The following is a 12,351-nucleotide window of genomic DNA, read 5'->3' on the forward strand; positions in this document are numbered from 1 at the left end:
TGTAAATCGCTGTTAGGCTTTTGCCAAAAGCAATTTTTGTTACCAAAATGCTAAATCTCAAATCCTGTTTTAAAACCAAGTTTTCCGCAGTATCTTTGCCCACCTATGGGTAAAACCACGATCACCAAGCCTTTTTTAGAGTCTGCACAACTGCAAGAACTCGGGAACGCTATTGCCGTTTCTCAAAATAGAATCAATCTCGACGGACTCATAGGTTCGTCGCTTTCTATTGCCATTGCCGAAAGTTTTAAAACTGCAGATAAGCCTTTTCTGGTCATTCTAAATGACAAAGAAGAAGCGACGTATATTCTTAACGATCTCGAGCAACTGGTCAAAGAGGATCACGTGTTGTTTTATCCCGGAAGTTACCGCAGACCTTATCAAATTGAAGGGACCGATAACGCCAATATTTTATTGCGTGCCGAAGTGCTTAACCGCATCAACAGCCGCAAAAAACCGGCGCTTATTATTACCTATCCTGATGCGCTTTTTGAAAAAGTAGTCACCCGAAAGGAGCTTGATAAAAGCACGCTCAAGGTAAAAATCAACGATAATCTCTCGCTGGATTTTGTTAATGAAATGCTCTTTGAGTATAAGTTTAAGCGTGTTGATTTTGTGACCGAACCCGGCGAATTTTCGGTGCGTGGGGGAATTATAGATGTGTTTTCTTTTTCTCACGATCAGCCTTATCGTATTGAGTTTTTTGGTGATGAGGTAGACAGCATCCGAACGTTTGATGTAGAAACACAACTTTCCGTTGACAAGATCAACAAAATAAGCCTGATGCCCAATGTAGAAAACAAGGCACTTCAGGAAACACGCGAAAGCTTTTTAAAATATATCGCTGCAGATACGGTGATTTTTACTCAAGATATTGAGCAATTGGCAACACGTATCGATACCAATTTCAGCAAAGCGGAAGAAGCCTTTCAAAAGCTGGACAGCGAGATCAAAAGGCATGAACCTTCAGAGTTGTTTTGCGACGCTACAAGCATCAAAAAACAACTTTTAGATTTTACGCTGGTGCGTGTAAGCGAAGGCTTATCCTTACCGAGCGATAAAGCTTCCGCAAGCATCAATTTTAATCAGCAGCCGCAACCGGCATTCAACAAGCAATTCAATTTGCTAATCGAAAATCTCAATGAAAATCACGAAGCCGGTTATACCAATTATATTTGCTGCGCCAGCGAGCAACAAGCCAAACGTTTTCAGGATATTTTTAACGATGCCGACCTCAACGTAAAGCAGTATGAGACGATTATTGTCTCCCTTTACCGCGGTTTTATTGATGACGATCTAAAAATGGTGTGTTATACAGACCATCAGATCTTTGAGCGCTATCATAAGTTTAAACTGAAAGACGGCTACGCCAAAAAACAAGCGATCACGCTTAAAGAATTGACAAGTCTTCAAGTCGGCGATTACATCACGCATATTGATCACGGGATCGGGAAATTTGGTGGACTCCAGAAAATTGAAGTAGAAGGAAAACGTCAAGAAGCTATAAAACTCATTTATGGCGAGCGCGATGTACTTTACTTAAGTATTCACTCGCTGCATAAAGTGACCAAATACAACGGCAAAGACGGGAAGCCGCCACAGATCTACAAACTGGGAAGCGCTGCCTGGAAAAAGCTGAAGCAAAAGACCAAAACCAAGGTTAAGGAGATCGCCTTTAACCTTATTAAATTATACGCCAAGCGCCGTCTTGAAAAAGGTTTTGCTTTTGGTCCTGACACCTATTTGCAAAACGAACTCGAAGCCAGTTTTATTTACGAGGACACACCAGATCAAAGCAGCGCCACCGAAGCCGTAAAGGCCGATATGGAAAGTCCGCGCCCAATGGATCGTCTCGTGTGTGGTGATGTAGGTTTTGGTAAGACTGAAGTTGCCATCAGAGCCGCTTTTAAAGCGGTGGATAACGGGAAGCAGGTTGCCGTGCTTGTACCCACCACGATTTTGGCTTTTCAGCATCATAAAACCTTTAGTGAACGACTAAAAGATTTACCGGTCACGGTAGATTATCTGAATCGTTTCCGCACTGCGAAAGAAAAAAGGGAAACGCTTGAACGTCTAGAAAATGGTCGTGTAGACATCATCATTGGTACGCACCAGCTCACCAACAAAAATGTAAAGTTTAAAGACCTCGGGCTGTTGATCGTTGACGAAGAACAGAAATTTGGTGTTGCGGTTAAAGATAAACTGAAGACCATCAAGGAGAATGTTGATACGTTAACATTAACGGCGACACCTATCCCGCGTACGCTGCAATTCAGTTTGATGGCGGCGCGTGATTTGAGTACGATCACCACACCACCACCCAACCGCTACCCTATTGAAACGCACATCATCAGACTTTCTGAAGAGACGATACGCGATGCGATCTCGTATGAAATTCAGCGTGGCGGTCAGGTATTCTTCATACACAACAGGCTACAAAATATTAAGGAAGTTGCGGGAATGATTCAGCGTCTGGTTCCTGATGCCAAAGTGGCTATCGGTCACGGGCAGATGGATGGGAAAAAGCTTGAAGAGCTGATGCTGCAATTTATGGATGGCGCTTTTGATGTTTTGGTTTCTACAACCATTATAGAAAGCGGTCTCGATGTGCCTAATGCCAATACGATCTTTATCAATAATGCCAATAATTTTGGCCTGTCTGACTTGCACCAGATGCGCGGACGTGTAGGCCGAAGTAACAAAAAAGCGTTTTGCTATTTCATCACGCCGCCACTTTCGGCGATGACTGATGATGCGCGCAAACGAATCACGGCTTTAGAGCAATTCTCAAGTTTGGGAAGTGGTTTCAATATTGCGATGAAAGATTTAGAAATACGCGGCGCCGGAGATTTATTAGGTGGTGAGCAAAGCGGATTCATCAACGAAATAGGTTTTGACACCTACCAGAAAATCCTCAACGAAGCGATTGAAGAGCTGAAAGAAAATGAGTTTGCAGAGCTCTATGCACACGAGAATGTTGATGACGAAAACAAAGAATACGTCAAAGACACCGTCATAGATTCTGACTTTTCATTGTTGTTTCCGGATGACTACATCAACAATATTACCGAGCGTTTAAATCTCTATACCGAATTAAACAACCTCAAAACCGAAGAAGAACTTGCAGCTTTTGAAGCGCGATTGATCGACCGTTTTGGAGAGTTGCCTAAGCAAGCCGAAGACTTGTTAAACTCGGTGCGTATCAAATGGATCGCTACGCATTATGGCCTGGAAAAAGTGGTGATGAAAAACAAAAAACTCATCGGGTTCTTTATTGCAGATCAGCAGTCTAAATTTTATCAAAGTCCGGCGTTTTCCAGAGTGCTTCAGTTTGTACAAACCCATTCAAACAAGGTCACGCTTAAAGAGAAAAAAACCAGCAAAGGTTTACGCTTATTGTTGACCGCGGCCGGGGTTTCTTCAGTAGAAAAAGCTTTGGATATCTTAAGACCTTTGATGCCAAAAAAGGTAGAACAGGTTTCAGAATAGGTTAAAACCGATACAGATTCACTAGAATTTCTAAAATCGTCAATTCGCCTCAAACCGCATTATACTTGAAATGTCGGGTGAATGTCGGGTAAAATGTGTGCCAAAAAATTGTCTGAAATAGGTTGCTGTTTTTAGTATTGCACTGTCTAACATTCTTGTATTTTTAGATGCGCATCACTACAAGAGCAATCTTATGTCACTCATGAAACAACCACAATTAGGGCTGAAAATTTTAGAATTACGTCAGCAAAAAGGATTTACTCAAGAAGAACTTGTAGAACAGTGTAATATTTCGGTGCGCACCATTCTGCGTATTGAAGCCGGCGAAGTTATGCCGCGTGTATACACCGTAAAAACCATTCTCGCTGCGCTAGATCGCGACCTCGACGACTTACAGGAATCTGTTTTTGAAAAGAAAGTAAAGAAGGCTTTTTTCCTTGAAATCGATGACGATAAAAAGGTGTCGTTCTTATTTAACCAACTCCATCTCGGTTGGGTTGCGGGAATTCTGAGTATGCTCTTTTTGGTTTTTCAACTTGTAGAAGAAACCGCCTTTCTGACGACCAAGGCGTATTATTTTGGCGAAGTATTCTATGTAACCGTCACCATACTTGCCGCCATTGCTTTTGCGTTGCATATGCGCGCATTTGTTTTGATCGGCGAATTGTTTAAAGCCGGCTTTCTAAAAACCAGTGCGCTTATCGCCATTGCGATCAACACCTTGATCGCGATCTACTCGATCGTTGATCTTCATTTTCAATACATCAAGCTTGAAGCTTTTGCATTGATCTACAGCGTGCTTTTTGGAATAGTTTTTATCTGTATGGGAATCGGGCTGTATAAAACCAATCATCTTGGTCAGCTGCCCAAAGTAACCGGAATAATCACTTTAATTTTAGGCTTTATGTTCTTAACCATAATTATGGTGGCCATTGCCGGTCCTGCAAGCATTCTAGTTCAAGGACTTTATGTAGCGATTATTTTGAGGGCGATAGCGACCATAAAACAACAAATTACTGCGGAAGCATAAATTCTAAAAAGAGGAATCAATTCAAGTTTGATTCCTCTTTTTAAGTTTCAGAAATAATAAAACGCATCTTCAAAATGCTCCAGTTGTTCTTGGGTTTTATTTTTTAAAACGGCGATGACATCAAAACGAACTTCAAGATCCAGATCGTTTGAGATGATGTATTCATTGGTGGCTTTCACCAGCAATTTGATCTTTGCCGGCGTCACAAAATCTTGTGGATCGCCAAAAAAATCTGAATTGCGGGTTTTGACCTCAACTACGACCAATTGATTATTTTTTAGCGCGATAATATCCAATTCGGCTTTATTGAAAAACCAATTGCGTTCTAATAGTTCGTACCCCTTTTTCTCGAGATAGTTCGCAGCATATTCTTCACCCCATTTCCCGAGTTCGTTATGGTTCATAAGCCTTATTCCAATTGATCAAAATAGAGTTTGGCACCACGCTCATTCACCTCAAGTGAAGCGCTTCGGCCCAAAATAAGCGCGCGATTATCCTTTAAATGCCCCGCCGGAAAATCAAAACATACCGGGTAATCGTATTCTTCAACAGCATCCATAACTATTTCCTGGGCCGTTTTCCCAAAAGGTGTAGAATTGTCGTGCATACTGGTAAGTCCGCCTACCACCAAGCCGCGTATATTACGCAGCATGCCGTTGCGTTTTAAATTGACCATCATTCGGTCTACGTGGTATAAATATTCGTCCAGGTCTTCAAGAAACAAAATCTTGTTGGTCGTATCTATGGCAGAGTGGCTTCCGCAAAGCGAATATAAAATAGAGATATTTCCGCCTACTAGTTCACCTTTTGCTGTTCCCAATCGGTTTAAAGGAGCACTTTCAATGTGATAATGTACGGGCTTACCAAACCAGGCATTTTCAAGCGTTTGTTTGGCAACAGCAGTATTGCGACCTATTCCCACAGGCATAACTCCGTGAATGGTTTCAAACCCTAATTTGTGAATTTGAGAATGCAAAACCGTCACATCGCTATATCCTATGATCCATTTAGGATATTTAATGAATTTATAAAAGTTGATCTCATCGATGATACGCACCGTCCCATAACCTCCTTTTGCACACCAGATCGCGTTGATTTCTTCGTCGTCAAGCATCGCTTGTAAATCTGCTGCGCGCAATGCATCAGAACCACCGTATTGATGGTCTGAAGCACCAATGGTTTTTCCTAAAACAGGTTCTAGTCCACAGGCTTCTAAAAGCGCAATTCCTTCTTCCAGATCGTCACGGTCTACTTTACGTGCGGTACATACAATACCAACTTTATCTCCTTTTTTTAAATAGGGCGGGGTCAACATAAACAGCTAAATAGTGCCTAAAGGCTTTAATTTTAAATCGTTAATCAAGAAAAACAACTACTGCAATCGCCGATTAGTTTGTCAAAAAGCCACAGAAAACACAGTATTGTTTTAAAATGTAATATACCAATATACGCACTAATTAAATGAAGTGCCAGTCTGGTTTTGTTTATATGCATAAATGGTATCTTTGCCGCTGAAATTTTATTCGCATTATGAGTCCGAAACGATATACGATTACCGCCGCATTACCTTATACCAATGGGCCAATTCACATTGGGCATTTAGCCGGAGTTTATGTTCCTGCAGATATTTATGCCCGCTACCTGAGAGGGATGGGTAAAGATGTTGCTTACATCTGCGGTAGTGATGAGCACGGCGTTGCCATTAGCATCAAAGCCAAAAAAGAAGGAATCACTCCGCAAGAAGTGGTAGACAAATACCACAAGATCATCAAAGATTCTTTTGAAGATTTTGGGATTTCTTTTGACAATTACTCGCGCACTTCGGCACAAGTACATCACGATACGGCTTCAGAATTTTTCAAAACGCTTTATGCAAAAGGTGATTTTATTGAAGAAGTGACCGAGCAGCTTTTTGATGCCGAAGCCAATCAATACTTAGCCGATCGTTTTGTAACCGGAACATGCCCAAAATGTGGTCACGAGGAAGCGTATGGTGATCAGTGCGAGAATTGCGGTTCTTCTTTAAATGCAACCGATTTGATCAATCCGAAATCAACCATTTCTGGATCAAAGCCGGTTTTAAAAGAAACCAGACACTGGTTTTTACCACTGGATCGCTATGAAGATTTTCTAAAAAAATGGATTCTTGACGGACATAAAAAAGACTGGAAACCGAATGTTTACGGCCAATGTAAATCGTGGATCGACGAAGGTTTACGCCCACGTGCAGTAACCCGTGATCTCGATTGGGGAATTCCTGTACCGGTAGATGGCGCCGAAGGTAAAGTGCTTTATGTATGGTTTGATGCCCCAATAGGCTATATTTCTTCAACCAAAGAATGGGCAGCGCGCGAAGGCAAAAACTGGGAAGACTACTGGAAAGCAGACGACACCAAACTGGTACACTTTATCGGGAAAGACAATATTGTTTTTCACTGTATCATTTTCCCGAGTATGCTGGAAGCCGAAGGAAGCTATATTTTACCAGATAATGTGCCCGCAAATGAATTTTTGAACTTAGAAGGCAACAAGCTTTCTACTTCAAAAAACTGGGCAGTTTGGTTGCACGAGTACCTTGAAGAATTTCCGGGGCAGCAGGATGTGTTGCGTTATACGCTTACGGCCAACGCTCCAGAAACTAAAGATAACGACTTTACCTGGGCAGATTTTCAAGCCAGAAATAACAACGAGCTGGTTGCCATTTTTGGAAACTTCATCAACCGCGTGGTGGTGTTGACCAATAAATATTATGAAGGGAAAATTCCGCAGGCGCTTGATTTTAATGCTGAAGACGAAAAAGTCTTAGCCGAAATGAAAGCCTATCCTGCAGTGATCGCGAGTTCTATTGAACGCTACCGTTTCCGCGAAGCGCAAAACGAACTGATGAATGTTGCGCGCTTAGGAAATAAATACCTGGCTGATGCAGAACCTTGGAAAACCTTCAAAACCGATCCTGAGCGCACCAAAACGGTGATGTACATCGCATTGCAAATCGCCGGAACCTTAGCTGTGTTGAGTGAACCGTTTTTACCACACACGGCAAAAACACTCAAGCAAATGCTAAATATAGAGAGTGAAGATCCGCTTATGCAACTTCCTGAGCCGTTGAGCTGGGAGGTTCTTGGGGAGAAAATAGATTTACTTCCTGTAGGGCACAGCATCAACAAAGCTGCACTTCTATTCAGTAAAATAGAAGACGAGCAAATACAAAAACAACTTGACAAATTAGAAGCGACTAAAATGAGTAATCAAGCCGAAAACACTCCGGTAACCCCACAAAAGGACACCATCGAATTTGATGATTTCACCAAGTTAGATTTACGGGTAGGAACTATTCTGGAAGCCGAAAAAATGGCCAAAACCAAAAAGCTTTTAATCTTAAAAGTAGATACTGGTCTTGATGTGCGCACCATCGTTTCTGGTATTGCAGAAAGCTTTAAACCGGAAGATATCATTGGTAAGCAAGTAACCGTTGTGGCCAATTTGGCTCCGCGTAAATTACGTGGTGTAGAAAGCCAGGGAATGATCTTAATGACCGAAGATAAACAAGGAAAACTCGTGTTTATGAATCCTGACACCGCCGGCGTAAAGAACGGTGAAGCGGTGAGTTAATGTCTCGATCCAATTTTTATAAATTTTAAAAGGGAGGTAGTAATTTTACTTCCCTTTTTTTAGTATTATTCTTTTTATGACAGCACTTCTCTCCTACCTAAAATCTTCAACCAATCTTCCGGAAACGGGCATCAAAAATGTGTTGCAACTTCTTGATGAAGATGCGACCATCCCTTTTATTGCACGTTACCGTAAAGAACGCACCGGGAATTTAGATGAAGTGCAACTGGGCGAAATTGTAAAGTATAAAGAACAGTTTGAGGCTTTAGAAAAGCGGAAAGTTACCATTCTAAAAGCTTTAGAAGAGCAAGAAGTCTTGACTGTAGAACTTCAAAAGCAAATAGAAAACACAACAGATGCTACTGCTTTAGAAGATCTTTATCTTCCGTATAAAAAGACGCGAAAAACAAAAGCAGATACCGCTCGTGAACAAGGACTAGAACCGCTCGCCAAAATTATTATGGCGCAAAACACACGCGATCTGGAGCAAGCTGCCGGAAGGTTTTTAAACAACGAAGTGGCATCCATAGAAGAAGCTCTTGAAGGTGCTCGACACATCATCGCAGAATGGGTGAATGAGCGCAGCGATGTACGCAACTATCTAAGGAACCAAATAGAACGTTATGCACAGATTACTTCTAGGGTAGTAAAGTCTAAAAAAGACGATGAGAAAGCGCTTAAATACAAAGATTATTTTGATTGGGAAGAGGCCTTAAACCGCATTCCCTCGCATCGCTTTCTGGCACTTTCTCGTGCGGCTGATGAAGGCTTTGTTCGTTTAAAACTAGATATTGATACCTGTCGCGCTTTAGCTCATATTGCCAATAGAATGATCAAATCACGCGGAGATTGTGCTGAGCACATTGAGCTTGCCATTGCTGATGCGTATAAACGTTTGCTGTTTCCGGCGTTGAGCAACGAGGCTTTAAGCACTGCTAAAGAAAAAGCCGACGCAGAAGCGATTAGTGTTTTTGCAAAGAATTTACGCCAACTGCTTTTAGGTTCGCCACTTGGCGAAAAGCGTATTCTCGCGATCGATCCGGGTTTTAGAACAGGTTGTAAAGTGGTTTGCCTTGACGAAAATGGCGGTTTACAACATAACGAAACCATTTATCCACACCCTCCTAAAAACGATACCAAAGGCGCCATGCGTAAAATCAGTTTTCTGGTAGATGCACACAAGATAGAAGCCATCGCTATTGGCAACGGAACCGCTAGTCGGGAAACCGAACAGTTTATTAAGCGCATGCAATTTAATCGGGATCTTGAGGTATTTGTGGTGAGCGAGGCCGGTGCAAGTATTTATTCGGCTTCAAAGATCGCGCGAGACGAGTTCCCAAATTATGATGTGACGGTGCGCGGTGCGGTTTCCATTGGTCGCCGACTTGCAGACCCGCTTGCGGAGTTGGTAAAGATCGATGCAAAATCCATTGGCGTGGGACAGTACCAACACGATGTGGATCAAACCAAATTGAAAAACGAACTCGATCGCGTGGTAGAAAGTTGTGTGAACACGGTAGGTGTAAACATCAACACCGCCAGCATTCCGTTGCTGAGTTATGTTTCTGGAATTGGACCTAAACTGGCTGAAAATATTGTAACCTACAGAGATGAAAACGGTGCTTTCGCTTCGCGGAAAGAAATTTTAAATGTTCCGCGTTTGGGTGCTAAAGCTTATGAGCAAGCTGCCGGTTTTTTACGTATCAAGAATGCTGAAAATCCGTTAGATGATTCAGCAGTGCATCCCGAGCGTTATGCTTTGGTTGAAAAAATGGCTACAAATCTGAAGCTTTCCGTAGCAGAATTGGTAGGCAATAAAACCGTGATCAAAGAATTAAGTCTCGAGGATTATGTTTCTGATGAAGTAGGCGAACTTACCCTAAAAGACATTCTTGACGAACTCGAAAAACCTAGTTTGGATCCACGAGAGCCGTCAAAGGCGTTTACCTTTAATCAAAACATACATAAGATTGAAGATCTCGAGCCCGATCAATTACTTCCCGGGATCGTGAATAACATCACTAACTTTGGCGCCTTTGTAGATATCGGCATCAAAGAAAGTGGACTGATTCACATTTCAAATCTTGCTGACGGGTATGTGAGTGATGTAAATGCGCACGTAAGCTTACAAGAACAGGTCGTGGTTAAAGTGCTTGAGGTAGACATTAAACGCAAGCGTATTCAACTTAAATTGCATAAACTGAATGCTTAAAATCGCCTATCACCCTATTTATAAACACCCCTTGCCAGAAGGACATCGGTTTCCGATGGAAAAATATGACCTACTCCCAAAGCAATTGCTTTGCGAAGGCACCTGTACTGAAGCTAATTTTTTTGAACCCGGCTTTCCTGAGGAAAAATACCTGACGGCTGTTCACACTCAAGAATATGTCACCAATCTTAAAGCGCTTAATCTGGACCGCAGGGCGATTCGAAAAACGGGATTTCCACTCTCTCAGGAGTTGGTAGACCGCGAGCAAATTATCGCTCAAGGTACAATGACGGGTTGTGAATTTGCTTTAAAATATGGGATCGCCTTCAATATTGCCGGCGGCACACATCATGCCTATTCGGGGCATGGCGAAGCTTTTTGCCTACTTAATGATCAAGCGATTGCAGCGCGGTATCTTCAGTCAAAAGGCCTGGCAAAACAAATTCTTATTGTTGACCTAGATGTACATCAAGGCAATGGCACAGCCGAGATTTTTCAAGACGACCCTTCTGTTTTTACCTTTTCGATGCACGGTGCAGGAAATTATCCCTTTAAAAAAGAAACTTCAGATCTTGATATCGCCGTTCCCGATAAAAGTGGTGATGCAGTTTATTTAGCAAAGCTGAAAGAAACGCTTCCACGTCTAATCGATCAGGTAAAGCCCGATTTTATCTTTTACCTCAGCGGCGTAGATATTTTAGAAACCGATAAACTCGGCAGACTTTCGTGTACGGTTGAAGGTTGTAAAGAACGCGATCGGTTTGCGTTGTCCTGCTTTCGCGAAAGCGGAATTCCTGTTCAAGTGAGTATGGGTGGCGGCTATTCTCCCGACATCAAAGTCATTATCGAAGCACATGCAAACACCTACCGACTGGCCCAAGAACTTTACTTTTAAGGCTTAAAATAAGGGTGATTTCCCCCATTTTGCCTACAAAAAGTTGGTTTGTAAGTATTTATAGCTATTTTTGTTAAAACTATTAACAATTAGAATGATGAAAAAAATTATCACCTTTTTTGCCCTTACCCTTTTTGCATTTGCATTCAACGCTTGTGATGCAATAGATGAACTAACTGAAATAGAAGTAGACACTACGATCACTGAAGATCTTACTATCACAGTTGCTGAAGGAGAAACTACTTTTTCTGAATCAGTAAGTATAAGCATTGATGATGAAGATGTTCAAGACAACTTAGATAAAATTGAAAACTTGCAAATTGAAAAACTTACCTATCAAATTATTAGCGTAAGTGGTACTGAAGATGTTATTGCTAGCGGAAGCTTTACTGCTGCAAGCAGCACATACCCTTGGTTTTCTACCGGAGATAGTGCTTCTGTAAATCTAACAACAGCTGCCGCTGATGGAACAGTTTATGAGATCGAAGTAAACCAAACTTTCGTAGATGCTTTTGAAGCAGACTTGAGAAGTGGTGCTACTGCAACATTATCAGCTTCAGGAACAGTATCTGATGCTCCTGTTACATTTGTTGTACGCATCACGGCTGACGTAAAAGTTACCGTAGACGCGATATAAAAAAGAATGAACTTATAAAAAACCCGGTGCATTGGCACCGGGTTTTTTTATGCAAATTTCACACAAACAGGTAAGTACAGGGAACTCCCTTTAACTTTATCAACTATCTTAGGGAGCATTTTAAACGTAATTTTCATGTCTAAACCCGAAAAATCTAAAGCCTACTGGCGCGAAAACAAGAAATATCTAGCTATTTTACTCAGCATTTGGTTTGTGGTTTCCTTTGGGTGTGGCATTCTTTTTAAAGACTTACTCAATCGATATAGTTTAGGAGGTTTTAAATTAGGATTTTGGTTTGCGCAACAAGGAAGCATCTATGTTTTTGTGTTGCTCATCTTCGTTTATGTCTTGCTTATGAACCGGCTTGATAAAAAATACGGCTATAATGAGTAAACTACCTCAGGGCAAGCCTCGGAGTATTAAACCCTTTGGCGGTGCCAATAAAAGCCTTTAATCTATTTAAGCAGATTCTTGCT

9 protein-coding genes are annotated in these 12,351 nt (G+C 41.7%); 7 read left to right on the forward strand and 2 right to left on the reverse strand.

Annotation, left to right across the window (positions count from 1 at the left end; all coding sequences use genetic code 11):
• Positions 1-105: 105 nt before the first annotated feature.
• Together mfd and MED217_RS17105 are read left to right on the forward strand one after the other, a co-directional pair.
• Complete coding sequence (gene mfd, locus MED217_RS17100) at positions 106-3,489, forward strand: transcription-repair coupling factor (protein WP_009781820.1); 3,384 nt, start codon at positions 106-108, stop codon at positions 3,487-3,489.
• A gap of 202 nt (positions 3,490-3,691) precedes the next feature.
• Complete coding sequence (locus tag MED217_RS17105; RefSeq protein ID WP_009781821.1) at positions 3,692-4,519, forward strand: helix-turn-helix domain-containing protein; 828 nt, start codon at positions 3,692-3,694, stop codon at positions 4,517-4,519.
• A 47-nt stretch (positions 4,520-4,566) separates the two neighbouring features.
• Here MED217_RS17105 and MED217_RS17110 read toward each other — a convergent pair whose 3' ends face one another.
• Positions 4,567-4,923 (reverse strand): YraN family protein, encoded by a 357-nt coding sequence (locus MED217_RS17110; protein ID WP_009781822.1) that lies wholly within the window; start codon positions 4,921-4,923, stop codon positions 4,567-4,569.
• Positions 4,924-4,928: 5 nt separating this feature from the next.
• Positions 4,929-5,834, reverse strand: a complete 906-nt coding sequence (locus MED217_RS17115) for a S66 peptidase family protein (protein WP_009781823.1) — start codon at positions 5,832-5,834, stop codon at positions 4,929-4,931.
• Positions 5,835-6,049: 215 nt separating this feature from the next.
• Here MED217_RS17115 and metG point away from each other — a divergent pair, with 215 nt between their 5' ends.
• From metG to MED217_RS17140, 5 genes are all read left to right on the forward strand, one after another.
• Positions 6,050-8,131 (forward strand): methionine--tRNA ligase, encoded by a 2,082-nt coding sequence (gene metG / locus MED217_RS17120; RefSeq protein ID WP_009781824.1) that lies wholly within the window; start codon positions 6,050-6,052, stop codon positions 8,129-8,131.
• 76 nt (positions 8,132-8,207) lie between these two features.
• Positions 8,208-10,343: a Tex family protein gene (locus tag MED217_RS17125; protein WP_009781825.1), complete on the forward strand. Its 2,136-nt coding sequence runs from the start codon at positions 8,208-8,210 to the stop codon at positions 10,341-10,343.
• Complete coding sequence (locus tag MED217_RS17130; protein WP_009781826.1) at positions 10,336-11,238, forward strand: histone deacetylase family protein; 903 nt, start codon at positions 10,336-10,338, stop codon at positions 11,236-11,238. The genes MED217_RS17125 and MED217_RS17130 overlap by 8 nt, the downstream gene beginning before the upstream one ends.
• Before the next feature lie 94 nt (positions 11,239-11,332).
• Entirely contained in the window at positions 11,333-11,875 is a 543-nt protein-coding gene (locus tag MED217_RS17135; protein WP_009781827.1) for a hypothetical protein, read from the forward strand.
• 135 nt (positions 11,876-12,010) lie between these two features.
• Positions 12,011-12,268, forward strand: a complete 258-nt coding sequence (locus MED217_RS17140) for a DUF4212 domain-containing protein (RefSeq protein ID WP_009781828.1) — start codon at positions 12,011-12,013, stop codon at positions 12,266-12,268.
• Positions 12,269-12,351 lie beyond the last annotated feature (83 nt).

The organism is Leeuwenhoekiella blandensis MED217 (assembly GCF_000152985.1).
GTDB lineage: Bacteria > Bacteroidota > Bacteroidia > Flavobacteriales > Flavobacteriaceae > Leeuwenhoekiella > Leeuwenhoekiella blandensis.

Bases quoted from the DNA above. Each gene is read 5' to 3' on its own strand.
- mfd (WP_009781820.1), top strand. From the start codon at position 106: ATGGGTAAAACCACGATCACCAAGCCTTTTTTAGAGTCTGCACAACTG.
- MED217_RS17105 (WP_009781821.1), top strand. From the start codon at position 3,692: ATGAAACAACCACAATTAGGGCTGAAAATTTTAGAATTACGTCAGCAA.
- MED217_RS17110 (WP_009781822.1), bottom strand. From the start codon at position 4,923: ATGAACCATAACGAACTCGGGAAATGGGGTGAAGAATATGCTGCGAAC.
- MED217_RS17115 (WP_009781823.1), bottom strand. From the start codon at position 5,834: ATGTTGACCCCGCCCTATTTAAAAAAAGGAGATAAAGTTGGTATTGTA.
- metG (WP_009781824.1), top strand. From the start codon at position 6,050: ATGAGTCCGAAACGATATACGATTACCGCCGCATTACCTTATACCAAT.
- MED217_RS17125 (WP_009781825.1), top strand. From the start codon at position 8,208: ATGACAGCACTTCTCTCCTACCTAAAATCTTCAACCAATCTTCCGGAA.
- MED217_RS17130 (WP_009781826.1), top strand. From the start codon at position 10,336: ATGCTTAAAATCGCCTATCACCCTATTTATAAACACCCCTTGCCAGAA.
- MED217_RS17135 (WP_009781827.1), top strand. From the start codon at position 11,333: ATGATGAAAAAAATTATCACCTTTTTTGCCCTTACCCTTTTTGCATTT.
- MED217_RS17140 (WP_009781828.1), top strand. From the start codon at position 12,011: ATGTCTAAACCCGAAAAATCTAAAGCCTACTGGCGCGAAAACAAGAAA.